This window comes from Agrobacterium larrymoorei (assembly GCF_030819275.1).
Classification (GTDB): Bacteria; Pseudomonadota; Alphaproteobacteria; order Rhizobiales; family Rhizobiaceae; genus Agrobacterium; species Agrobacterium larrymoorei_B.
The window spans coordinates 2472480-2496308 of the sequence record NZ_JAUTBL010000002.1 but is presented as its reverse complement, the minus strand read 5'-3'; the positions used below and the strand labels follow the sequence as shown (position 1 = coordinate 2496308).

Below are 23829 nucleotides of genomic sequence, written 5' to 3'. Positions count from 1 at the left end.
CGATCGCTTTTAAGTTCTGAATCCTGGGGCTTACCCCCCTCTGTCCTGCCGGACATCTCCCCCTCAAGGGGGGAGATCGACTCGTGGCGAGTTCTCGCACTTCGTCGACGTTGATGATGAAATGGGGAGCATCTCTCTTGCCAATCTCCCCCCTTGAGGGGGAGATGTCCGGCAGGACAGAGGGGGGGCGGCACCCCTCGGGCAGAGCCACCAGAAAGAACAGAGGTGGGGCGACCGAAAGAGAAAACCTCTCGAACGTCATCCTCGGGTTTGACCCGAGGATCCATGTTTCCAAGTGCTTAGCGGTCGGGTCGTGGATCCTCGCCTCAAGGGCGAGGATGACGGGGAGGAGGGGTTCAGCTTCGCATCAACGTCGCGCGGAAGGAAACCCGCCTGCCTCATATGACAGAGTACACGGAAGAAGAGCCATTGGCGTCTTCGACTGTGGCGTCCGGAAGGACGGATGGCGTTCGGAGGAACGCTTACGACGCGCCAGCGCCGCGCATGCGGGCGAGGCCGTCGACGGCGGGCTTGTATTTGGGGTCGAGGCGGGCGGCGTGGTTGTAGGACTTCAGCGCCTTGTCGCGTTCGCCGCGGCGCTCATAGACCAGCGCCTGGTTGGCCCATGATTCCGCACGGCTGTCATCCAGCGCGATAGCGTGGTTGAAATCGGCGAAGGCGTTTTCGTCGTCGTTCAGCGCCACGTAGGAAATGCCGCGGCCATTATAGGGCTCGGGCGAGTTGGGCGAGAGCGAGATGGCCTTGGAGAAGTCTTCGATCGCCTGGCTGTGCTGGTTGCGCAGCTGGGTAGATCAGGCCGCGATTGTGATAGGCGCGGCCATCGGTCGTGTCGGTGTTGATGGCGGCGGTGAAGTCGTTGAAGGCTTCGTTGGTGCGGCCTGTCTGGCGGTAGAGATTGCCGCGGCCGATGAGCGCCACGTCGTAATTCGGATTGATCTGCAGCGCGCTGTTGTAGTCCTGAAGCGCCTGCTGCTGCTGGCCCATATTGCGGTAGACGAGCGCGCGGTTCGCATAGGCCTGGTAGAAGCGCGGGTTGAGCTGCAGGGCCTGATTGAAGTCGGCAATGGCGCGCTTGGAGTCACCGGCGCGACCGTAGGCCGAGCCACGGACGTTGTAGCCTTCGGGATCCTGCGGGTTGGCATTGATGACCGACGTCAGCGAGGCGATGTTCTGCTCAGACCCTTGGGCGCGGTCGATCTGGAACACGTCGTTCGTCTGGGTGGTGGTGGCGCAGCCGGCAAGAGCCGCAACCATGCCGCAGAGGATGAGGGTGGACGAAAGCCGCATGGTTTTTCTCTGAGATACGCCGTGGGAGAGGGCGGAAGGACGTCTGGATTCACGGGTATCAACAGCGTTCATGCGATATGGGTTCCCTCTCAAGGCTGATCATGCGGAGCCAATTATGCAAGGCCCGATCGTGCAAGCGAATTCAGATAGGCGCAAAGTCAAAGAGCGGCGGCGAAAAAATCGCCCCCGCCCCATAAGCATTCAAAAACGTCGAAAAGACGGCCTATTAACGGCTCGCGCGTGGAGCAGCAATCAGACCTTCGCGCTGCATGCGCTTGCGAGCCAGCTTGCGAACGCGGCGAACGGCTTCAGCCTTTTCGCGAGCGCGCTTCTGCGAAGGCTTCTCGTAGTAATCGCGCATCTTCATTTCGCGGAAGATACCTTCGCGCTGCATCTTCTTCTTGAGAGCGCGAAGCGCCTGATCAACGTTGTTATCGCGGACTAGTACCTGCACGTGAATCCCGTTCCTTTAGGTTGGTTATCTTGCCATGCGAATAAAGGCATTCGCAGGCAAACAAAAAATCGTTCGTGTGGCCGGGTTGGCCGCGCGATTGGTGAGGTGCAATATCAGATCGTTTCCCTGAAGTCCAGCCGTTAACTGTGTCTCTTGGCGAAAATACAAGGGGTGCCAAGAAAGTTATGGCGCATGTCAAAACAATCATGTTGCGGCGTCGCAAAATGAACACTGCACACTGCGCATATTTGCCATTCATAGGTCTCAGCCGGAATAATCCAGCGTGTCTTCAGGGAGTTGCTTGCGAATGCGCAAATTTTCTGTTTTTGCCGTGGCTCGCGAGGCAATGCGCGCCCACAAGGGATGGGATGCCCAGTGGGCGTCTCCCGAGCCGCGCAAGGAATATGACGTCATCATCATCGGTGGCGGCGGCCATGGTCTCGGTGCCGCTTATTATCTGGCCAAGGAACATGGCATCACCAATATTGCGGTTCTGGAAAAGGGCTGGCTCGGCGGCGGCAATACCGGCCGCAACACCACGATTATCCGCTCGAACTATCTCTATGAAGAGAGCATGGATATGTACGAGCACTCCCTCAAATTGTGGGAAGGCTTGAGCCAGGACCTGAACTACAACGTCATGTATTCGGCACGCGGCGTGATGATGCTGTCGCACAATGTGCATGACCAGCAGTCCTTCAAGCGCCATATCAATGCCAACCGCCTCTATGGCATCGACAATGAATGGCTGACGCCGGAAGAGGCCAAGGCCTACTGTCCGCCGCTCGATATTTCCGCGAACGCCCGCTACGCCATCAATGGCGCGGCCCTTCAACGCCGTGGCGGCACGGCGCGTCACGACGCGGTGGCCTGGGGCTATGCCCGTGCGGCGTCCGATCGCGGCGTCCACATCATCCAGAACTGCGAAGTTACCGCGATCCGTCGCGGTCCCGATGGCGCGGTGACGGGTGTGGAAACCAATCGCGGCTTCATCGGCGCGAAGAAGATCGGCGTGTCCGCTGCCGGTCATTCCTCCGTCATCATGAAGATGGCCGATGTGCGCGTGCCGCTTGCCTCCAACCCGTTGCAGGCGCTGGTCTCCGAGCCGTTGAAGCCGATCTTCCCCTGCGTGGTGATGTCCAACACCGTGCATGCCTATATCTCGCAGTCCGACAAGGGCGAGCTGGTGATCGGTGCCGGTACCGACCAGTACAATTCCTATTCGCAGACCGGCGGCTTGCAGATCATCACCCATACGCTGGACGCCATCTGCGAACTCTTCCCGATCTTCCGGCGTGTGAAGATGATGCGCCAGTGGGGCGGCATCACCGACAACACACCGGATCGCTCGGCCATCCAGAGCGTGACACCGGTTCCGAACCTCTTCGTCAATTGCGGATGGGGCACGGGCGGCTTCAAGGCCACGCCGGGTTCGGCGCATCTCTTCGCGCATCTGATTGCGCGCGGCGAGCCGCATCGGCTGGCGGCGGGTCTTAACCTCGACCGGTTTCGCACCGGCCGGTTGATCGACGAGGCGGCAGCCGCGGCGGTTGCCCATTGACGACGTTGCGTCAAGGGGCGAAGCGACGCGCTTCGGCCCTCCGCGAATTTTGAATATCTGACAAGCAGGCTCTCCCCCTACATCACCATGGGAAAGCGCCTGTGTGACCAACCCGCCGGAACGATGGTTCCGGCAAGCTCTCCTTGAGGGACCATCATGCTGCTGATCCGTTGTCCATATTGCGAAGAAGAACGCTCTGAACTGGAGTTCCGCTGGGCTGGTGAGGCGCATATCGCCCGCCCGGAAAACATTGCCGGTATTTCCGATGAGGAATTTGCCGAATATTTCTTCATGCGCGATAACGACAAGGGCATGGTCTATGAGCGCTGGCGCCATATCCATGGCTGCGGCCGCTTCTTCAATGCGGCGCGCCATTCGGTGACCGACAAGTTCCACCTGACATATAAGGCGGGCGAGCCGAAGCCGGACGAGGCTTCGCTTCTCTCCTCCAGCGAAGGAGCAGCCCGATGAGCGGCGCTTACCGTATCAAGGGTGCAGGCCGCCTGACGCCTGCCCGCACCGCCCGCTTCAACTTCGACGGCAAGAGCTATACGGCGCTTCAGGGCGATACGGTTGCCTCGGCGCTGCTTGCCAATGGCGTTCACCTCATCGGACGCTCGTTCAAGTATCACCGTCCGCGCGGCTTTCTTTCCGCCGGTCCGGAAGAGCCAAATGCGCTGATCGACGTGTCGCGCGATGCGTCCCGCCGCCAGCCGAATGTGCGCGCCACGGTGCAGGAAGTCTTCGATGGCGCGATCGTCTCGTCGCAGAACCGCTATCCGTCGCTGTCCTTCGATGTCGGTGCGATCAACGATTTCTTCTCGCCCTTCTTTGCGGCAGGCTTCTACTACAAGACCTTCATGTGGCCGAAGGCCGCATGGCACAAGCTTTATGAGCCGATCATCCGCCGCGCCGCCGGTCTCGGCAGTGCGCCGAAGCAGGGCGACACCGATCAATATGCCAGCCGCTTTGCCCATTGCGACGTGATGGTGGCCGGTGGCGGCGCTGCCGGTCTGACGGCGGCTCTTTCTGCAGCCAAGACCGGCGCCAAGGTCATTCTGGTCGATGAGAACCCGACGGTTGGCGGTGCGCTGCGCTTTGAAAGCGGCACCGTGATCGACGGCAAGAACGGCTATGACTGGGCGCAGTCGGTTTTGGCCGAGCTGAAGGCCATGCCGAATGTGGACGTGCTGACCCGCACCACCGTCTTCGGCTACTACAACCACAACTTCATCGGCCTGGCCGAGCGCGTGACCGACCACCTGGCAAGCCCGGCCCTGCATGAGCCGCGCGAGCGCCTGTGGCAGGTGCGCGCCAAGAAGGTGGTGATGGCGACCGGCGCTATCGAGCGCCACATGGTGTTCGCCAATAACGACCGCCCCGGCATCATGCTGGCGTCCGCCGCGCGCACCTATCTCAACCAGTATGGCGTGGCTGTCGGCCACAATGTTGGTGTCTACACCGCCCATGACAGCGCCTATGAGGCGGCCTTCGACCTGAAGCGCGCCGGTGTCAAGATCGCGGCGATCGTCGATTGCCGCCCGAACCCGAGCACGAAGCTTCTGGACGAGGCACGCGCGCTTGGCATCGAGGTTCTGGCCGGCCACAGCGTCTTTGATACGGCAGGCCGTCTTCGCGTCACCTCCATGACGGTTGGCCGCAATGGCGGCTCGGGCAAGCGCAAGATTGCTGTCGATGCGCTGATCGTGTCTGCCGGCTGGACGCCATCGGTGCATCTCTTCTCGCAGTCCCGCGGCAAGCTGAAATATGATGCGGCCAACCAGCGCTTCCTGCCCGATGTGCATGTGCAGGATGGCGTGTCCATCGGCGCCTGCAACGGCACAGACGATCTCTCCGCGCTGCTTTCCGAAGCGGCTGCGGCTGGCGGTGGCGAGGTTGCCATCTCCGGCAGCAACGCCAACACCTGGACGGGCGGCATGATCGGCGCTGCCGAAGGTGCGGGTGCCGACCACAGTGTCAAGGCCTTCATCGACTTCCAGCACGATGTCTGCGCCAAGGATATCCGTCTGGCCGTGCGCGAAGGCATGCACTCCATCGAGCACATCAAGCGCTTCACCACCAACGGCATGGCCTCCGACCAGGGCAAGATGTCCAACATGCATGGCCTTGCCATCGCATCGGAAGCGCTGGGCCGCGATCTGCCGAAGGTCGGTCTCACCACCTTCCGTGCGCCCTATACGCCCGTGACCTTCGGTACGCTGGTCGGCCATTCGCGCGGCAAGCTGTTCGACCCGGCCCGCAAGACGCCGATGCATGCTCTGGAAGAAGCAGAAGGTGCCGCCTTCGAGGATGTCGGCAACTGGAAGCGCGCCTGGTACTATCCGCGTCCCGGCGAAGACATGCATGAGGCGGTCAACCGCGAATGCAAGACGGTGCGCGAAAGCGTCGGCGTCTTCGATGCCTCCACGCTCGGCAAGATCGAGGTGGTTGGCCCGGATGCGGCGAAGTTCCTCAACCTGCTCTACACCAATGCCTGGGACACGCTGAAGCCCGGTCGCTGCCGCTATGGCATCATGACCCGCGAAGACGGCTTCGTCTATGATGACGGTGTTGTCGGTCGTATGGCGGAAGACCGCTTCCACGTGACGACGACGACGGGCGGCGCGCCGCGCGTGCTGCACCACATGGAAGACTACCTGCAGACGGAATTCCCGCATCTCAACGTTTGGCTGACGTCTGCCACCGAACAATGGGCGGTGATTGCGGTGCAGGGACCGAAGGCACGCGAGGTGATTGCGCCGCTCGTCGAAGGCATCGATCTGTCGCCGGAAGCCTTCCCGCATATGGCGGTGGCCGAAGGCAAGATCTGCGGTGTGCCGACGCGCCTTTTCCGCGTGTCGTTTACCGGCGAACTCGGCTTCGAAGTCAACGTGCCAGCGGATTACGGCCCGGCCGTGTGGCAGGCCATTGCAGAGCGGGCGAAAGCGGTTGGCGGCTGCCTCTACGGCACCGAGACGATGCACGTGCTGCGCGCCGAAAAGGGCTACATCATCGTCGGCCAGGATACCGACGGCACGGTGACGCCTGACGATGCCGGCCTTGGCTGGGCTGTCTCCAAGAAGAAGACGGATTTCGTCGGTATTCGCGGCCTGCAGCGCCCGGATCTGACCCGCAGCGGTCGCAAGCAGCTCGTCGGTCTTCTGCCGAAGAACGCGCATGAGGTGCCGGAAGAGGGCGGCCAGATCGTTGTGGATCCGAATGCACCCAAGCCGATGACGATGCTCGGTCACGTCACGTCGTCCTACTGGTCCGAAAATCTTGGTCGCGCGATTGCCTTCGGTCTGGTGGCCGATGGCCGGGCGCGGATGGGTGAAACCCTCTACATTCCGCTTGCCGACAAGACGATTGCAGTCGAGGTGACGGACATGGTGTTCTTCGACAAGGAAGGAGGCCGGATCAATGGCTGATTTGGCAACAGCAAAGCGTACATTCGTTCTCGATGGCGTCCATGGCGGTTCCGCCGGAGCCTCCATCAAGCCTGCGACACCGGCCTACCGGCTGGTGCTGCGCGCGCGGCTAGAGGCGATCGAAGCCGTGTCCCAGGCGCTCGAACTTGCCCTGCCGACACGCCCGAAAACCTCTGCGACCTCGGGACTGCGCTCGGCGCTGTGGATCGGCCCGGATGAGTGGCTGGTCATCGACCAGGGCGAAGCCGACCTGATGGCAGCCCTTTCCGGCACCACCGGCCTGTTTTCCGCAACCGATGTCTCCCATCGCAACCTCGCCATCATCGTCTCCGGCCCCGGCGCCGAAACGACGATCAATGCCGGCTGCCCGCAGGACCTGTCGCTTGCGTCTTTCCCGGTGGGTGCCTGCACCCGCACGGTGTTCGGCAAGGCGGAAGTGGTGCTGCTGCGCGTGGCGGATGACACGTTCCGCGTGGAGTGCTGGCGCTCCTTTGCGGACTATGTGTTCGGGCTGCTGGACGAGGGTTCGCGGGACGCTTGAGGCGTGTGCTGAGTCATTCAGGCGCCCTAAGCCGTTGAAAAGATGGATCCTCGGGTCGAGCCCGAGGATGATGCAGGTTGGGTTTTGACCCTCGTCCTGACGCGCCTCTCCGTGCCGTTCTTTCTACTGCCTTGATCCCAGCGCCAGACGGCAGGCGAGCCCGGCAAAAACCCCTGCCAGCAGATATTGCGGCAGTCTGGGAAAGCGGCGGATACCGGAAAGCCGCTGGCGGATGTTGCTGCCAAGAAGAATCACGGTGCCATTCACCAGAAAGCCGATGCCGTTCAGGATGGTGGCGAGGATCACCATCTGGAAGACGAGCGCATTGCCATCCGGATTGATGAATTGCGGGAAGAGCGCCAGAACGAAGAGCGCCATTTTCGGGTTGAGGATGTTGGTGGCGAGACCCTCCAGAAAAATCCGTCTTGAAGATAGTCGTTTCAGTCCGGTTGTGGGCGAAAAGCCCGCGCCCTGTGAGCGCACAGTTTTGACGGCAAGATAAAACAGATAGGTACAGCCCGCCCAGCGGACGATCTCGTAGGCGACCGGCACGGTCAGAAACAATTTCGAGAGGCCCAAGGCTGCGGCAATCGCGTGGCAATAGGTCCCGGCGGCTATTCCGGCATAGGTCAAGAAACCTGCGGAGCGGCCCTGGCTGACACTGCGCGAGGCGATCAGCAGCATATCAGGGCCAGGTGTTGCCGTCAGCACCAGGGCTGCGGCGGCAAAGAGCATGAGGGTGGGGAATTCCGGCATGGTATTTTCCTTTTGAAAATGAGGCCGGAATTCCGATCTATCATGGGCGACGCAGATAGCAAGCGTTGTTGTGCCGCTAAGCCGACTTTGCCTGTACCCGCATGAAGCCTACCGTTGCTGCCCACAGGACGACACCGATCAGGAGCAGCACTGCCGCAATCGAATATTGCACCGGATCGCGTCCGGTCCATGGGCCGACGAGGAAGAAGCAGCTGATGGCGCCCAGCACCGGCAGGATGGTGGGCGTGCGGAAGTGCTTGTGGGCCACCTTGTCCTTGCGCAGCACCAGCACCGCGACATTGACGATGGTGAAGACGCCAAGCAGCAGGAGGGCCGTGGTGCCGCCGAGAGCCGGAACACCACCGGCAAAGGCGATGAGGCCGACCGCGATCAGCGAGGTGAAGATGATCGCCACAAAGGGTGTACGGCGGCCGGAATGGACTTTGCCGAGCGCTGGTGGAAGCACGCCTTCGCGGCTCATGCCATAGATCAGGCGGCTTGCCATCATCATGTTGATCAGGGCGGAATTGGCGACCGCGAACATGGTGACGACGGCGAAGATGCCGATCGGGAAGTTGGGAGCGCCCGCCTGCACCACTTTCAACAGAGGTGTTTCGCCTTCGCCGAGTTCGGCGGCGGGGACGAGGGTGATGGCGGAAATGGCAACCAGAATATAGATGACGCCGGTGATGACGAGGCCGCCGAGCAGCACTTTCGGGAAGATGCGGGCGGGCTGCTTGCACTCTTCGGCCATGTTGACGGAATCCTCGAAGCCGACCATGGCGAAGAAGGCAAGCGTCGTTGCGGCCACCACCGACCAGATGACGCCATGCTCGCCCGCTGGCTCGAAAGTCCAGGCGCGCGAGACATCGCCCTGACCATTGCCGATCGCCCAGAAACCGATGCCGATGATCAGCAGCAGGCCCGTCAGTTCGACGACGGTCAGTACCACATTCATCTTCACGCTTTCACCGACGCCGCGGAAATTGATCAGCGCGACCGCCACGATGAAAGCAATGGCAATGCCGGTCACGCCAAAGCCGCCGAAATCAAAGCCGGTCAGCGTGGCAAAGTTGGCGGCGAAGGCGCGGGAAGCCGTCGAGGCGGAGGTGACACCGGACGACATGACGGTGAAGGCCACCAGAAAGGTGATGAAGTGAACGCCGAAGGCCTTGTGCGTATAGAGCGCAGCTCCTGCAGCGCGCGGATATTTCGTTACCAGTTCAAGATAGCTGCAGGCGGTGAGCAGCGCCACACCAAAGGCAATGAGAAAGGGCAGCCAGACGACCCCGCCGACTTCGGCGGCGACCTGTCCGGTCAGTGCATAGATGCCGGTCCCGAGAATATCGCCGACGATGAAGAGAAGAAGCAGACCCGGCCCCATGACGCGTTTGAGCTCCGTGCTTTGCTCGCCTGCATCATCCGGTTGCGTGACGTTATGCGCCATATGGAGTTCCCCCGAACAATAACGGCGTTAATGCGAGGGCTGTGAGGAAAGTTCCCACAATACAAGAGCAAATAGGATCAGGCGCTTATGCTGGAACTGAGGGCGAGAATGGCTTATGATGTCCGTCATAGAGGATACGGCTTGAGGGCGAACGGTTGAAGCCGCGCCTTATCCGGGATGGTTGGGCTTGACCCGACCATCGATAAGCCACTGAAGACATTGATCCTCGAGTCAAGATTGAGGATGATGAGAGGAGAGGGCGGAGCTATTTGCATGGCGGGCCCGTCTTCTATAGAGGACATAATGCAGATACAGGTCAGCCACTATCCGCAATTGCAAATGCTCTGCTGGAACAGGGACGCGAATGTGTGTTTGACGGGTGAAGAAGCATTCTCGATCTACGAGCGCAACTGGCGCTTCGTAGACGTTGAAACACTGACCAAAGAAGAGCAGGCGCTGATCAACGATCTGGTTGAGCGATACGGCCCCTTGCTGATAGCATCCTGACGCATGACCCTTTTCCGCCGTCCGCATCACAACGCCGTTCTGACGGTACTAAATGCCCTTGATGGAGCTCTGCTGGAACGCGCTGAATGTTTCTTCGGCGGCGGCACAGCGATCGTTCTCAGCCTTGATGAATATCGTGAGAGTGTCGATATCGACCTTCTCTGCGCATCACAGGAAGGCTACAGGCTGCTTCGTGAAGCCGTGTGGTCGCAGCAATTATCAGGATTGACTAAAGTTGGAGCGCAGGTGCTGGCATTGCGAGAGATGCGGGCCGATCAATATGGCATTCGCACCTTCGTGCAGGTGGAGGATGCCCGGATCAAGTTGGAGATCGTGCGCGAAGGTCGTATCGACCTTTCGGGCCAGATGGACGCGCGCTACGGTGTGCCGGTGCTCGACAGAAGCGATATGTTCGCCGAGAAACTTCTTGCGAATGCAGATCGCTGGCCGGACAAAGCCGTCTACAGCAGAGATATCATCGATTTGTCGATGATGATCGCGCAATGGGGCGAGATTCCTGTCACGGCTTGGCAGAAGGCCCGAGGGGCCTATGGTGATACAGTCGACCGCGCTTATGCAAAGGCTGTCGCGCTCATTCAGGACAGGGATTGGCTGACCGCCTGCATGGATGCGATGCAGATGGACCGGCAGCTGGCACCGAGGGTGTTGTCTGCTCACGTGAATTCGGATGTTGACGGCAAACTCGATTGAGTGGTCCGATCAACGCGTGGGTTTTGGGTGGCGTGTGATCTGACGGCTACCCCACCCATCCGCGCCATTCCACCCAGCGCCCGTGAAAGTCGGCTCGGCCGATCTCCTGCTTCTCACCCGTGGGCCAGATTTGCAGGGTCAGGGCTGCACCTCGCGGTTGGCCGTCGCCTTCCATCTGGAAGCGGGCGAGAGGGGCGTCTGGGGTTGCGCGTTTTCCAGCCTCGGCGATCAGCGCTTCACCCTTCTGTTTGAGGGCGTCGGGGAAATATTGCCAGGCGACGGAGTGGAAAATGACATGCGCCGCACCTTGACGGGGCTCGGCCAAGCGCTTTGCCAGCCAGTCGATGGCGTCTGCCTTTTCCACCTGTAAGTGGTTTTCCGCAGCGATGCTGAGCGCATTTTGCGTCCGCTCAAGCCGGTCTTTCTGGTCGGCCCAGATATAGGAGAGCTGGCGCAGGCGGTCGTCGGGCGACGAAGGGTTCAAGGGGTTGAGATCGCAGCCGGCGCGGTCGAGGACGGTGAAACTGCTCGGGGCCGATGACGCCGTACCGCGCCATTCGGGAGAGAGGACAACGGCGCTTTCCGGTCCCCATTCCGTTTCGCCGAGGCGGTAGCGATAGCGATCGAGTTGGAGATTGAGTCCGACGCTTGCGCCGACTTCGGAGAGGATCAGCGGTTTGCCGGTGCGCTCTGCGACGATGAAGAGGCCGGGCAGCAGGGCGGCGGAACGGCGGACCTCGTTGGTCTGGGGTGGCGATGTCAGACGCTTGAGGATGAAGGCCTCGTGCTGCTGGAACGCTTGCTGAACTGCGGGCCAGAGGGCGTTGTCGGGGAGTTCGGTGAGCGGGCTTATTCTTTCTGAGAGCACCAGCGCATGCAGCGCGCCTGCGATACGCAGCGGCACGGAATCGTCACTGGGGCCGGGTGGGCCAGGCCAGGTGAGGAGGGTATGGGCGACGGCGCCGTGGGTGGGTTCCAGCTTTTCGGAGAGCAGCCGGCACAGCCTTGCGGTAAAGGGTGAGCCCAGGCCGTCGAAGGCGTCTGCCTGGGTCAGGAACGCCGCTCGAACGATTGCTTCGGGCATGACTTCTCCGTTGAACGCGTTGCTCAGTCTTCGGGCCTGTCCTTCGGGTCGAACTGGGAGATGGTGATCCAGCGGGCGGTGAGTGCAGGCTTCTTTTCGTTTTCGATCTCGACCGCCACGTCATAGGTCATCATCAGCATGGCGCCGCCGCGAAAGCGGGCCTCGGCCAGGGTGAAGCGCCCACGCACACGCGCGCCGCTCTTGACCGGCGAGACGAAGGTGATTTTCTCGAAGCCGTAATTGATGCCCATGGTCTGCTCGCGGATATTCGGCAGGGCACTGTAATTCATGGCAGAGAGCAGCGAGAGCGTCAGGAAGCCATGGGCAATCGTGCCGCCGAACGGGCTTTCGGCCTTGGCGCGTTCCGGGTCTGTGTGGATGAACTGGTCATCCAGCGTTGCCCGTGCAAAGGCATCGATCATGGCCTGGTCGACGGTGATCCAGTCCGACACGCCCACTTCCGTGCCGACCAAACCCTTTACCTCAGCAAGCGATACGTCTTTCACGGCAACTCTTTCTTTTAAAAATCGAATTCCGTTATAGGACGGCCTTGAGGCGGCAATCAATCACCAAGATAGAAGACGACGGAGCGGGGCGGCAGCCAGGCGGGCACGCCGAAATCAACGCCGAGCGGCTTCCAGCCGTCACCCTTGAGGGTGAAGGGGATGGCGCTGCGGCTGCGGTTGAAGAGGGTGGCGAGGCGCACGGTCTTGCCGGTCTCTCTGTCCAGCGTCTTCAGCACCATGGCGAAGGTCGTAGCATCGGCGCGGTTCCAGTCCTCATCGCGCATGGGGTCGCCCAAGGGGGACAGCCATTCGATCTCGCCGCTGTCGGGCGAGAAGAAACTGCTTTCGCTGAAGGCTGCGAAGCGCTGGCGAAGCTTCGCCAGAAAGGCAGTGTGATCAATCAGGTCCGGCGAGAGCGCTGCCCAATCCACCCAGGTGATCGCGTTATCCTGGGCATAGGCATTGTTGTTGCCCCGCTGGCTGCGCCCGCCTTCATCACCCGCCGTCAGCATCACCGTGCCGCGCGTCACGAAGAGGGTGGCGAGCAGCGCCTTGATGTCCGCGACGCGGGCGGCGTTGACTGAGGCATCGTCGGTCAGGCCTTCGACGCCGTTGTTCCAGGAGTGGTTGTCGTTGTGGCCGTCGCGGTTCTCCTCGCCATTCGCCTCGTTGTGCTTGTGGGCGTGGGAGACGAGATCGAAAAGCGTGAAGCCGTCATGGGCGGCGATGAAGTTAACGCTGCGGGTTTCCATTTGCCCATTGCGCGAAAAGAGCGGGGCGGAACCGGCCAGCGCATCGGCAAGCGCCCCCATTGTGTGATCGTCGCCTCGCCAATAACGCCGGATATCGTCGCGGGCGCGATCGTTCCATTCAAGGAAGGAGGCGGGGAAGTTGCCGAGTTGGTAGCCGCCGGGGCCGATATCCCAGGGTTCGGCGATTAGTATCCGATCGGCAAGAAGCGGGTCCTCGTGCATCTGGCGCAAGGTTTCGCTTTGCGGATCGAAGCCCTGCGCCGTGCGGCCAAGCACGGGAGCGAGATCGAAGCGGAAGCCGTCGATGCCCGCATGGATGACGAAATGGCGGAGCGTTTCGATGACGAGATGGCGGACCTGTGGGTGATCGCAGGCGAGCGTGTTGCCGGTGCCGGTGTCGTTGATCAGCGTGCCGGGATCGTTCGGCAGATGGCGATAATAGGTCAGGTTGTCGAGCCCGCGCAGCGACAGCGTCGAGCCGAAGCGGTCGCTCTCGCCGGTATGGTTGAAGACGAGATCGAGGATGGTGCCAATGCCTGCCTCGTGCAGCTTGGCGACCGTATCACGCAGTTCCGCTATGCCGCCGGGGCAAAGCCGTGGGTCGAGCGCCATGAAGCCGACGGGGTTGTAACCCCAGCCATTGGTGAGGCCGAGCGGCGGTAGGTGCCGCTCGTCAATCCAGGCGGTGATCGGCATGAGTTCGACGGCGCTGACGCCGATCTTTTGCAGATGCGCAATGATGGCGGGATGGGCAAGTGCTGCGACCGTGCCACGGATCGCTTCCGGCACCTCTGGATGCAGCATGGTGAAGGGCTTGACCGCGACTTCGTAGATGAGGCCGGTGCGGGTGAAGCGGGGCGGTTCCGGCGTGACGGGCGTGTCGTTGGAGACGACCGCCTTGGGCATGACGGTGGCGGTGTCTTCGCCGAAGGTGAAGAGGCTTTTGTGGTTCTGGAACGGACGATCGATCGTGGTCGCGTAAGGATCGAGCAGCAGCTTGGCCGGGTCGAACCAGAGGCCCTGATCCGGCGTATAGGTGCCGTGGGCGCGGTAGCCGTAGCGGGTGCCGATTGTGGCCTGTGGGACGGTGAGACGGTGGATGCCGTCTTCGCCCCGTTGCATGAGGAGGCGGGCGGTTTCGGTGTTGCCGGTTGCGTCGTAGAGGCAGAGTTCGAGCTTGGTGGCGTGCTGGGAGTAGACGGAGAACTCGGTGCCTGCGGTTGAGGGAACTGCACCTTGGGGGAAAGCGGCTTGGTTTGGCATGGGCTGGTCCCTTTGGTGGTTTGTGGGTGGGGGCTTGCGCCGCGGTCTTGTTGGTGGGGCAGTTGCGTCGGGGCTGATTCTTTAGGACCCCCCTCTGTCCTGCCGGACATCTCCCCCTCAAGGGGGGAGATCGGGTTGGTGTTGGCCGCTCGCTTTTCTCGCTACCTCCGTGAGAAGGTTTCTTCACTCACCAAGCTCGATATGAGGCGGGAGCTTGCCTTTGGCCAATCTCCCCCCTTGAGGGGGGAGATGTCCGGCAGGACAGAGGGGGGTATGCTGCCCTTGCCCACCGGATCGCTCAATCAGGTGATCACCGTCGGCGCGTCGCGGCCCGTATGCTTCTTGATCCCGGCAATCGTATCCGCCGCAGCGATCAGGTCGGCAAGCGCTTCCTGGGTTTCGATATTGTGACGGGCCGCATCCGGTTCGTAGCGCTCGACATAGAGGCGCAGGGTGGCGCCCGAGGTGCCGGTGCCGGAGAGGCGCAGGACGATGCGGGAGCCGCCGGTGAAGAGGATGCGGATGCCCTGGTTCTTGCTGACCGACTGATCAACCGGATCGTGATAGGCGAAATCGTCGGCCTTTTCGACCTTCAGATTGCCATAGGTGGTGCCGGGGAGCGTCGCGAGCTTTTCGCGCAGCGTTGCAACCAGCGTGTTGGCGGCGTCGCTGTCGACTTCTTCGTAGTCGTGGCGGGAATAGTAGTTGCGGCCATATTCGGCCCAATGCTTGGTGACGATGTCCTTGACGCTTTCCTTGCGGGCGGCGACGATGTTCAGCCAGAAGAGCACGGCCCAAAGACCGTCCTTCTCGCGCACATGGTTGGAGCCGGTGCCGAAGCTTTCCTCGCCGCAGACCGTGACCTTGCCCGCATCGAGCAGGTTGCCGAAGAACTTCCAGCCGGTTGGCGTTTCATACATGCCGATGCCGAGCTTTTCGGCAACGCGGTCTGCTGCCGCGCTGGTCGGCATGGAGCGGGCGATGCCGGAAATGCCGGATGCGTAGCCCGGTGCGAGCTTGGCGTTGGCGGCGATGATGGCAAGCGAATCCGAAGGCGTGACGAACATGCCTTTGCCGACGACCATGTTGCGGTCGCCATCGCCATCGGAGGCGGCGCCAAAATCCGGGCCTTCCGGGCTCATCACGTCGTCATAGAGTTCCTTGGCGTGAACGAGGTTCGGGTCCGGGTGATGGCCGCCGAAGTCCGGCAGCGGCACTGAGTTGCGCACCGAGCCTGCCGGTGCGCCAAGACGCTTTTCGATGATTTCGACCGCATAGGGGCCGGTCACCGCGCTCATGGAATCGACCACGACCTTGAAGCCGCCGGCGATCAGATCGCGGATCGCGCCGAAATCGAAGAGTTCTTCCATCAGCGTGGCATAATCGGCGACCGGATCGATGACTTCCACCTGCATGCCGGCAACGTCGCTGGTGCCGATCCGGTCGAGATCGATATCGGCGACCTCGGCGATGCGGTAGGTCTCGATGGATTTGGTGCGGGCAAAGATGGCGTCGGTGATCTTTTCAGGGGCCGGGCCGCCATTGCCGATATTGTACTTGATGCCGAAATCTTCGTTCGGGCCGCCGGGATTGTGGCTGGCCGAGAGCACGATGCCGCCGAAGGCCTTGTATTTGCGGATGATGTTGGACGCGGCAGGCGTGGAGAGAATGCCGCCCTGTCCGACCAGAACCTTGCCGAAGCCTGCGGCTGCGGCCATCTTGATCGCCTTCTGGATAACCTCGCGGTTATAATAGCGGCCATCGCCGCCGATCACCAGCGTCTCACCGGCAAAGCCTTCGAGACTGTCGAAGATCGACTGGATGAAGTTTTCCGCGTAGTTCTCCTGCGCGAAAACCGGCACCTTCTTTCGAAGGCCGGAGGTTCCGGGTTTCTGATCCTGAAATGGCGTGGTCTGGACGGTCTTGATCGACATTCAATGGCCTTTCGACGTAAGTTGGGTGTAAAGCGCGGCGTAAAGTCCTGCGCTCTTTTCCCAGGAAACATCCGATTTCATCCCCTGCTTCTGCAGTTGCGTCCACAGTTTCGGGTCTCGGTAATATCGCATAGTGCGGCGGAGCGCCTGGCGCAGCCCGTCCTCGGTGACGGACGAGAACTGGACGCCGGTCGCGACCTTCGCGGAAACAGCAGCGTGATTGGCATCGATCACGGTATCGTTCAAGCCCCCGTTGCGCGCCACGACGGGAATGCAGCCATAGCGCAGCGCATAAAGCTGGGTCAGGCCGCAGGGCTCGAAGCGGGAGGGAATGATGATGGCGTCGCATCCAGCCTGCATGAGGTGCGAGAGCGGCTCATTATAGCCAACGGCGACGCCGACGCGTCCCGGATGGCGGGTGGCCGCTGCCATCAGTGCGCCTTCCAGCGCGATCTCGCCTGCACCGAGCACCACCAGACGACCGCCCATCTCGACGATGTCATCGGCGACTTCGGCAATCAGGTCGATGCCCTTCTGCCAGGTGAGGCGGGAGATGACGCAGAAGAGCGGGCCGCTATCGTGGTCCACGCGGAAGTGGTTGGCAACGGCGGCCTTGTTGATGGCGCGCAGTTTGAGGTTGGCGGCAGAGTAATTTTCCTGGATCAGGTGGTCGATCGCCGGATCCCAAACCTCGGCGTCGATGCCATTGACGATGCCATGCAGCACATGGGCTCGGCTGCGGATCACGCCATCGAGCCCCATGCCGTAATCCGGGGTCAGGATTTCCTCGGCATAGGACGGGCTGACGGTGCTGAGCGCCGTTGCTGTCTGCAAGCCACCCTTCAGGAAGCTGATATCGTTATAATATTCGATGCTCTCGGTGGAGAAAGCGTGTGCGGGCAAGCGCAGTTCGGAGAAGATATTGGCGCCGAACTGACCCTGGAACGCAATATTATGGATTGTCAGCAGGCTTGGAATTTCCGGTGTCTCTGCATAGCGCATATAGACCGGTGCCATGGCGGCCTGCCAGTCATGTGCATGAAGGAGATCCGGTTGCCAGCCCTGCAGCTTGCCTGCGGCGATTTTGGCAGCGGCAAGAGAAAGGGCGGCGTAACGCTTCCAGTTGTCGGCAAAATCCTTGCCGGTGGAATCGAGATAGGGCCCGGAGGGGCGGTCGTAGAGCGAGGGAATGTCGAGGATCAGGAGGTCCAGACCTTCATGCTCGCCTGCCAGAATATCGGCATGTTCGCCCAGAAGATCGGGAAATTCCCCGACCTTATGGGCATCTTTGACCGTGGATTTAACGGCTGGGTAGCCGGGGATCAGCGAGCGGGTGTGCACACCGCATGCTTTCAGCGCGATGGGAAGCGCGCCGGAAACATCTGCAAGACCGCCGGTTTTGATCAGCGGATAGATTTCGGATGTGACCGAAAGAACATTCATGAGGCTCACAGGTCCAGCTTGTCGATCATCGATTGCGTTATCAGGCAGATGCCGTTGTCCGTGCGACGGAAGCGCTTGGCATCGAGTTCCGGGTCTTCGCCGACGATCAGCCCTTCCGGGATGACGACGCCGTGGTCGATGACGACGTTGCTCAGCTGCGCGTGACGACCGATCTTTACACTCGGCAACACGACGGCATTCTCAAGGCGCGAATAGGAATTTGCGCGCACCCCGGTAAAGAGCAGGCTTCGGTTCAACGAGGCACCGGAGATGATGCAGTCGCCCGAGACCACGGAGGAGACCGCCGAACCTCTGCGGTTTTCATCGTCATGGACGAATTTCGCCGGTGGCGTGATCTCGGCATAGGTCCAGATCGGCCAGGACTTGTCATAGATATCCAGATCCGGAACGATATCTGTGAGGTCGATATTGGCCTGCCAATAGGCATCGATGGTGCCGACATCGCGCCAGTAGGGCCCGTGTTCGAAATCGGAGCGGACGCAGGAGGAGGCGAAGCGGTGGGCGACGGCCTTACCGTGTTCGACGATATAGGGAATGATGTCCTTGCCGAAGTCGCGGCTTGAATTGGGGTCGCTGGCATCGCGGCGCAGGCATTCCATCAGGAACTTGGTGTGGAAGACGTAGATGCCCATGGAGGCAAGGGCAAAGTCTTCATTGCCAGGAATGCCCGGAGGATCGGCGGGCTTTTCGATGAAGGCGATGATCTCGTCCTTCTCGTTGACATGCATGACGCCGAAGCCGGTCGCTTCCATGCGCGGGACTTCCAGGCAGCCGATGGTGACATCCGCGCCGGAATCCACATGCTGCTGGAGCATGTATTCATAATCCATCTTGTAGATATGGTCGCCGGCGAGGATCACCATATATTCGGGGTTGTGGCCCTCGATGATGTCGATGTTCTGATAGACGGCATCTGCGGTGCCTTCATACCATTGCGTTTCCGAAACGCGCTGGGAGGCGGGCAGGATATCGAAGCTTTCGTTACGCTCGGGACGGAAGAAGTCCCAGCCGCGCTGCAGGTGGCGGATCAGCGAATGCGCCTTGTACTGCGTGGCGACACCGATGCGGCGAATGCCGGAGTTCAGCGCGTTCGAGAGCGCGAAATCGATGATGCGCGCCTTGCCGCCGAAATAGACCGCAGGCTTTGCCCGACGGTCGGTCAGTTCCTTCAGGCGGCTGCCGCGCCCGCCTGCGAGAACGTAAGCCATTGCATCACGTGCCAGAGGCTGAATTCTCTTTTCACTCATCGCTCGAGTCCTCCCATAAAGTACCACTGTTCCCTGTGTCTTACACGTGCAGGAAGTTTCTAAGGTTTCCACCACGTCTTCATTCTCGTCTGCCTCACGTCCCTGCGACGGGAGGCGAAATCAGTTCTCTAATTCCAGCATGATGACGGCGAGCGGCGGAAGTGTCAGCGTCGCACCGATGCTGCCACCGGCATCCACTGCCTGCACACGCCCGCCATTGCCCTTGCCGGTGCCGCCATAGATTTCGGCATCGGTGTTGAGAATTTCGCGCCAGCGTCCGGCAGCCGGAAGCGGCACGTAAAAATTCTCGCGATAGACCGGCGTCAGGTTGGAGATGACGGCCACCGGCTTTTCGCCCGGTGCACGGCGCAGCCATGCCAGAACGGAATTGTCGTGATCGTCGGCCATCAGCCATTCGAAGCCTTCCGGCTCGCAGTCGCGCGCATGAAGAGCGGCCTTGGAGCGGTAGGTGAAGTTGAGATCGCGCACTAGGCGGCGCATGCCCTCATGCATGTGATATTGCAGCAGGTTCCAGTCGAGCGAGACCTTCTCGCTCCATTCGCTCCACTGGGCAAATTCCTGGCCCATGAACAACAGCTTCTTGCCTGGATAGCCCCACATGAAGGCGTAATAGGCGCGAAGGTTGGCGAATTTCTGCCAGTCGTCGCCCGGCATCTTGGCAATCATCGAGCCTTTGCCATGCACCACTTCGTCATGCGAGATCGGCAGCACGAAGTTCTCGGTGAAGGCATAGAGCAGACCGAAGGTCAGTTCCTGATGGTGGAACTTGCGATGCACGGGTTCGCGAGCAAAATAGCTCAGCGTGTCGTGCATGAAGCCCATGTTCCACTTGAAGCCGAAGCCAAGTCCGCCTTCATGCACGGGCTGGGAGACCTTTGGCCAGGAGGTGGATTCTTCCGCGATGGTCATGACGCCCGGATGGTTGCCATAGACCAGCGTGTTCATCTTCTGCAGGAAGCGCACCGATTCCAGGTTCTCGCGTCCGCCATACTCGTTGGGGATCCACTCGCCTTCCTTGCGGGAATAATCGAGATAGAGCATCGAGGCAACCGCATCGACGCGCAGTCCGTCGAGATGGAATTTCTCCGCCCAGTAGAGTGCGTTGTTGATGAGGTAGGACATGACCTCGACGCGACCGAAATTGTAGATCGCGGTGTTCCAATCCGGGTGGAAGCCCTGGCGCGGATCGGCATGCTCATAGAGCGCGGTGCCGTCGAACCATTTCAAGCCATGCTCGTCCGTAGGGAAGTGGGCAGGCACCCAGTCGAGGAGGACGCCGATGCCGACCTTATGGGCGCCATTGACGAAGCGGGCAAAGCCTTCCGGCTCACCGAAGCGGGCGGTCGGCGCATAAAGGCCGGTCGTCTGGTAGCCCCAGGAGGGGTCATAGGGGTGTTCGGTGATGGGCAGGAATTCGATATGGGTGAAGCCCATGTCGGCGCAATAGGGGATGAGCTGGGCGGCCAGTTCGTCCCAGGTCAGCATGGAGCCGTCCTGATGCTTGCGCCAGGAGGCCGCGTGGACCTCATAGATGCTGATCGGCTGGCGACGCTGGTCGATGCTGGCCCAATGCTTGCGGTGCGCCTCGTCTTCCCATTGCTGCACAAGTTCCGGCGTGGTGACGGAGGCATTCTTCGGGCGAAGCTCGGCGCGGCGCGCATAAGGGTCGGCCTTCAGCGGCAGAAGCTCGCCATGGGCGCCGATGATTTCGAATTTGTAGGCGCAGCCGGCATAGACATCCGGTGCGAAGATTTCCCATATGCCGGTGTCCTTGCGAAAGCGCATGACATGGCGGCGGCCATCCCAATTGTTGAAATCGCCGACGACGGAAACACGGCGCGCATTCGGCGCCCAGACGGCGAAATGGAAACCCTCGACGCCTTCAAGCTTCAGGGGATGTGCGCCCATCTTGTCGAAGAGGCGCAGATGCGACCCTTCGCGCACCAGATAATCGTCCATCGGACCCAGAACCGGGCCGAAACTATAGGGGTCGGTGACGGCCCATTCGGCATCGTCGCGAAGCGCGCGATACCGCACGGGCTGGCGTTTGGAAATCGTGATCGGACCTTCGAAGAAGCCGTCGGCGTCGACGCGGGTCAATTCGCCTGCAACGTTTCCGTCTAAAGTCATCACCGTCACTTCTTCGGCGCCTGGGATAAAGCAGCGCGCCACAAGACCGCCCGGCGTCTGGTGGACGCCGAGCACTGCAAAAGGATTGGAATGCAAACCGCTCTTGATTGCCTCGATTTCGGCCGTGGGTATGGGATTGAAGGTCTTTTCTTCGGCCGAATTGAGCGGTTTTTTCATCAGGCTCTCCAGATTTCGGTGGCGTATTGGCGGATCGTCCGGTCGGATGAGAACCAGCCCATGCGCGCAGTATTGCGAACGGTTTTTTCATACCAGCTGGAGGGGTTGCTCCAGATGGTGTCGACATCGCGCTGGGCTTGCGCATAGGCATCGAAATCGGCGGCAACCATGAACCAGTCATTGTTGTAGAGACCGTCCATCAGCCCTGTGAAGCGCGAGCGATCATCCGGCGAGAAGACACCGGATGCGATCGATGATACAGCCTGGGACAGTTCCACCGAATTTTCGATGATGGCGCGGGGGTTGTGGCCTTCGGCCCGGGCTTTCGCGACTTCGTCGGCGGTCTTGCCGAAGATGACGATATTGTCTTCGCCGACATGCTCGAGCATCTCGACATTGGCGCCGTCGAGCGTGCCAATGGTGAGCGCGCCATTGAGTGCGAATTTCATGTTGCCGGTGCCGGATGCTTCCATGCCAGCGGTGGAAATCTGCTCCGAGAGGTCGGCCGCGGGAACCATGATTTCCGCCAGCGAAACATTGTAATTCGGAACAAATACCACTTTCAGAAGCCCACGCACTGCCGGATCGTTATTGATGACGCGGGCGATATCGTTGGCGAGCTTAATGATAAGCTTGGCGTTGTGATAACTCGGCGCGGCCTTACCGGCAAAGAACTTAACGCGTGGAACCCAATCGAGTTCCGGATGAGAACGAATTTGGTCGTATAGAGCGACCGCCTCGATCAGATTGAGGAGTTGGCGCTTATATTCGTGAATGCGCTTGATCTGGATATCGAAGAGCGCGGACGGGTCGACGCGGATGCCCATGCGCTGCGCGATGGTGCTGGCAAGGCGCACCTTGTTCTGCCGCTTGATCTCGGCAAACTTGTCGCGGAAGCTGGAATCTTCGGCGAAACGGTCGAGATCGAGAAGTTTCTCGGCATCGTCCATGAAAGCATCGCCGATGGCGTCGCGGATCAGGCTTGTCAGGCCAGGGTTGCACTGCATCAGCCAGCGGCGCGGGGTAATGCCGTTGGTCTTGTTGTTGATGCGGCTTGGAAACAGCATGTGCAGGTCGGAGAAGACCGTTTCCTTCATCAACTCGGTATGAAGTGCCGACACGCCGTTGATGGAGTGCGAGCCGATAAAGGCGAGGTTGCCCATGCGCACCCGGCGCTCGCCGCCTTCGTCGATCAGCGAAATCGAGCGGATCTGGCCGTCCGTCAGCTTCTTTTCCTTGCGAGCGAAGATCAGGGTATTGGCATTGATGGCGTAGATGATCTGCATGTGGCGCGGGAGAAGCCGCTCAAGCAGCGGCACCGGCCAGCTTTCCAGCGCCTCGGGCAGAAGCGTGTGGTTGGTGTAGGAGAAGGTGCCGCGCGTGATCGTCCAGGCCTGTTCGAAATCCAGGCCGTGCACGTCGCATAGAAGGCGCATCAGCTCGGCGATGGAGATGGCCGGATGCGTATCGTTGAGCTGGATGGAGACCTTGTCCGGTAGATTGGTGAAATCCGGATATTGCTGCAGGTGGCGGCGCAGAATGTCCTGAAGCGAGGCGGACGAGAAGAAATATTCCTGGCGCAGGCGCAGTTCCTGGCCGGCCGGGTTGGCATCCGCCGGGTAGAGGACGCGGGTCAGTGCTTCGGCCTTGTTGCTTTCGCGCAGCGCGCCGATGTGGTCGCCGGCATTGAAGGCGTCGAGCAGGATCGGGTCGATCGGCTGGGCCGACCAGAGGCGCAGCGTATTGACGCGGGTGCCGCGCCAGCCGACCACGGGCGTATCATAGGCCATGGCAATCATGCGCTCGGCCGGCTTCCAGAGGAAGCGCTGCGGCTCTTCATAGCCACCGATCGTGTCCACCGAGCCACCGAAGCCGATTTCGTAGGCGCTTTCGCGCCGCTCGAATTCCCAGGGGTTGCCATGGGCAAGCCAGGTCTCTGGCAGTTCCACTTGCCAGCCATCGGCCATCTGCTGGCGGAACAGGCCATGGACATAACGGATGCCATAGCCATAGGCGGCGATATCGACAGTGGCCATGGATTCCATGAAGCAGGCGGCGAGACGGCCAAGGCCGCCATTGCCAAGGGCCGCATCCGGCTCCAACGCGGCGATCACGTCGAACTCGACGCCAAGCGAGGTCAGCGCCTGGCGGATTTCTTCCATGAGTTCGAGATTGGAGATGGCGTCGCGCATCAGCCGGCCGATGAGGAATTCCAGCGACAGATAATAGACCCGCTTGGAATCGTTCTGATAAGCCTTGCGGGTGGATTCCATCCACTTGTCGATGATGCGGTCGCGAACGACGAGAATGGTGGCCGTCAACCAGTCATGTGGCTTTGCCACCTTTACATCCTTGCCGATGCGGTAGGTCAGGCGCTCGATGATTTCGGAGGCAAGCACATCCGGTTCGGAACTGCGCGGGGCGGGGCGAGGAAGATCGTTGGTGGCGAGTTTATTGATCATGGGTCGTCAGCACCTTGATGGGAGGAGAGGGCCTGATGTCGTCTGTCGATCAAAGCGCGTTGCGATCCTTGGGAGC

At 60.8% G+C, this 23829-nt stretch carries 17 protein-coding genes and 1 pseudogene; 6 read left to right on the top strand and 12 right to left on the bottom strand.

Annotated elements, in window-relative coordinates:
• Positions 1–482: 482 nt before the first annotated feature.
• Positions 483–1308: pseudogene (locus tag QE408_RS20735) on the bottom strand (tetratricopeptide repeat protein).
• Positions 1309–1534: 226 nt separating this feature from the next.
• On the bottom strand, positions 1535–1762 hold the full coding sequence (gene rpsU / locus QE408_RS20730) for a 30S ribosomal protein S21 (RefSeq protein ID WP_027675524.1): 228 nt from the start codon (positions 1760–1762) through the stop codon (positions 1535–1537).
• A gap of 307 nt (positions 1763–2069) precedes the next feature.
• On the opposite strand from rpsU, the gene QE408_RS20725 reads away from it, so the two are divergent.
• The 4 genes from QE408_RS20725 (at position 2070) to QE408_RS20710 (ending at position 7292) form a co-directional block, all read left to right on the top strand.
• Entirely contained in the window at positions 2070–3323 is a 1254-nt protein-coding gene (locus tag QE408_RS20725; protein ID WP_062427831.1) for a sarcosine oxidase subunit beta family protein, read from the top strand.
• 156 nt (positions 3324–3479) lie between these two features.
• Positions 3480–3794: a sarcosine oxidase subunit delta gene (locus QE408_RS20720; RefSeq protein WP_062427833.1), complete on the top strand. Its 315-nt coding sequence runs from the start codon at positions 3480–3482 to the stop codon at positions 3792–3794.
• A complete protein-coding gene (locus tag QE408_RS20715) occupies positions 3791–6751 on the top strand; it encodes a sarcosine oxidase subunit alpha (protein WP_306934377.1) in 2961 nt (986 codons plus the stop codon). The genes QE408_RS20720 and QE408_RS20715 overlap by 4 nt, the downstream gene beginning before the upstream one ends.
• Complete coding sequence (locus QE408_RS20710; RefSeq protein ID WP_306934376.1) at positions 6744–7292, top strand: sarcosine oxidase subunit gamma; 549 nt, start codon at positions 6744–6746, stop codon at positions 7290–7292. Before QE408_RS20715 ends, QE408_RS20710 begins: the two co-directional genes overlap by 8 nt.
• A gap of 123 nt (positions 7293–7415) precedes the next feature.
• Here QE408_RS20710 and QE408_RS20705 read toward each other — a convergent pair whose 3' ends face one another.
• Both QE408_RS20705 and QE408_RS20700 read right to left on the bottom strand, forming a co-directional pair.
• Positions 7416–8048 carry a LysE family translocator gene (locus tag QE408_RS20705; RefSeq protein ID WP_306934375.1) on the bottom strand — a complete coding sequence of 211 codons (633 nt, stop codon included), beginning with the start codon at positions 8046–8048 and terminating at the stop codon, positions 7416–7418.
• Between the two features lie 76 nt (positions 8049–8124).
• Positions 8125–9495, bottom strand: coding sequence for an APC family permease (locus tag QE408_RS20700; protein ID WP_306934374.1), 1371 nt, complete (start codon positions 9493–9495; stop codon positions 8125–8127).
• A gap of 303 nt (positions 9496–9798) precedes the next feature.
• On the opposite strand from QE408_RS20700, the gene QE408_RS20695 reads away from it, so the two are divergent.
• Both QE408_RS20695 and QE408_RS20690 read left to right on the top strand, forming a co-directional pair.
• Complete coding sequence (locus QE408_RS20695; RefSeq protein WP_306934373.1) at positions 9799–10002, top strand: hypothetical protein; 204 nt, start codon at positions 9799–9801, stop codon at positions 10000–10002.
• Between the two features lie 3 nt (positions 10003–10005).
• A complete protein-coding gene (locus QE408_RS20690; RefSeq protein WP_306934372.1) occupies positions 10006–10713 on the top strand; it encodes a nucleotidyl transferase AbiEii/AbiGii toxin family protein in 708 nt (235 codons plus the stop codon).
• 46 nt (positions 10714–10759) lie between these two features.
• Here the strand turns inward: QE408_RS20690 and QE408_RS20685 are convergent, their stop codons facing one another.
• The 8 genes from QE408_RS20685 to QE408_RS20650 all read right to left on the bottom strand — a co-directional run bounded on the left by QE408_RS20685 (position 10760) and on the right by QE408_RS20650 (position 23753).
• Positions 10760–11797, bottom strand: coding sequence for a DUF2332 domain-containing protein (locus QE408_RS20685; RefSeq protein ID WP_306934371.1), 1038 nt, complete (start codon positions 11795–11797; stop codon positions 10760–10762).
• Between the two features lie 23 nt (positions 11798–11820).
• Positions 11821–12303 carry a MaoC family dehydratase gene (locus QE408_RS20680; protein WP_306934370.1) on the bottom strand — a complete coding sequence of 161 codons (483 nt, stop codon included), beginning with the start codon at positions 12301–12303 and terminating at the stop codon, positions 11821–11823.
• A gap of 56 nt (positions 12304–12359) precedes the next feature.
• Positions 12360–14318 carry a glycogen debranching protein GlgX gene (glgX, locus tag QE408_RS20675; protein ID WP_306934369.1) on the bottom strand — a complete coding sequence of 653 codons (1959 nt, stop codon included), beginning with the start codon at positions 14316–14318 and terminating at the stop codon, positions 12360–12362.
• Between the two features lie 302 nt (positions 14319–14620).
• Positions 14621–16252 (bottom strand): alpha-D-glucose phosphate-specific phosphoglucomutase, encoded by a 1632-nt coding sequence (locus QE408_RS20670; RefSeq protein ID WP_306934368.1) that lies wholly within the window; start codon positions 16250–16252, stop codon positions 14621–14623.
• Positions 16253–17695 carry a glycogen synthase GlgA gene (gene glgA / locus QE408_RS20665; RefSeq protein ID WP_306934367.1) on the bottom strand — a complete coding sequence of 481 codons (1443 nt, stop codon included), beginning with the start codon at positions 17693–17695 and terminating at the stop codon, positions 16253–16255.
• Between the two features lie 5 nt (positions 17696–17700).
• A complete protein-coding gene (gene glgC / locus QE408_RS20660) occupies positions 17701–18963 on the bottom strand; it encodes a glucose-1-phosphate adenylyltransferase (RefSeq protein ID WP_306934366.1) in 1263 nt (420 codons plus the stop codon).
• A 120-nt stretch (positions 18964–19083) separates the two neighbouring features.
• Complete coding sequence (gene glgB / locus QE408_RS20655; RefSeq protein WP_306934365.1) at positions 19084–21291, bottom strand: 1,4-alpha-glucan branching protein GlgB; 2208 nt, start codon at positions 21289–21291, stop codon at positions 19084–19086.
• Positions 21291–23753, bottom strand: coding sequence for a glycogen/starch/alpha-glucan phosphorylase (locus QE408_RS20650; protein WP_306934364.1), 2463 nt, complete (start codon positions 23751–23753; stop codon positions 21291–21293). The genes glgB and QE408_RS20650 overlap by 1 nt, the downstream gene beginning before the upstream one ends.
• Between the last annotated feature and the right edge of the window lie 76 nt (positions 23754–23829).

What these genes read in the sequence shown, in the direction of transcription:
- QE408_RS20725 (WP_062427831.1), top strand. Translation starts at nt 2,070, where the DNA reads ATGCGCAAATTTTCTGTTTTTGCCGTGGCTCGCGAGGCAATGCGCGCC.
- QE408_RS20720 (WP_062427833.1), top strand. Translation starts at nt 3,480, where the DNA reads ATGCTGCTGATCCGTTGTCCATATTGCGAAGAAGAACGCTCTGAACTG.
- QE408_RS20715 (WP_306934377.1), top strand. Translation starts at nt 3,791, where the DNA reads ATGAGCGGCGCTTACCGTATCAAGGGTGCAGGCCGCCTGACGCCTGCC.
- QE408_RS20710 (WP_306934376.1), top strand. Translation starts at nt 6,744, where the DNA reads ATGGCTGATTTGGCAACAGCAAAGCGTACATTCGTTCTCGATGGCGTC.
- QE408_RS20705 (WP_306934375.1), bottom strand. Translation starts at nt 8,048, where the DNA reads ATGCCGGAATTCCCCACCCTCATGCTCTTTGCCGCCGCAGCCCTGGTG.
- QE408_RS20700 (WP_306934374.1), bottom strand. Translation starts at nt 9,495, where the DNA reads ATGGCGCATAACGTCACGCAACCGGATGATGCAGGCGAGCAAAGCACG.
- QE408_RS20695 (WP_306934373.1), top strand. Translation starts at nt 9,799, where the DNA reads ATGCAGATACAGGTCAGCCACTATCCGCAATTGCAAATGCTCTGCTGG.
- QE408_RS20690 (WP_306934372.1), top strand. Translation starts at nt 10,006, where the DNA reads ATGACCCTTTTCCGCCGTCCGCATCACAACGCCGTTCTGACGGTACTA.
- QE408_RS20685 (WP_306934371.1), bottom strand. Translation starts at nt 11,797, where the DNA reads ATGCCCGAAGCAATCGTTCGAGCGGCGTTCCTGACCCAGGCAGACGCC.
- glgX (WP_306934369.1), bottom strand. Translation starts at nt 14,318, where the DNA reads ATGCCAAACCAAGCCGCTTTCCCCCAAGGTGCAGTTCCCTCAACCGCA.
- QE408_RS20670 (WP_306934368.1), bottom strand. Translation starts at nt 16,252, where the DNA reads ATGTCGATCAAGACCGTCCAGACCACGCCATTTCAGGATCAGAAACCC.
- glgA (WP_306934367.1), bottom strand. Translation starts at nt 17,695, where the DNA reads ATGAATGTTCTTTCGGTCACATCCGAAATCTATCCGCTGATCAAAACC.
- glgC (WP_306934366.1), bottom strand. Translation starts at nt 18,963, where the DNA reads ATGAGTGAAAAGAGAATTCAGCCTCTGGCACGTGATGCAATGGCTTAC.
- glgB (WP_306934365.1), bottom strand. Translation starts at nt 21,291, where the DNA reads ATGAAAAAACCGCTCAATTCGGCCGAAGAAAAGACCTTCAATCCCATA.
- QE408_RS20650 (WP_306934364.1), bottom strand. Translation starts at nt 23,753, where the DNA reads ATGATCAATAAACTCGCCACCAACGATCTTCCTCGCCCCGCCCCGCGC.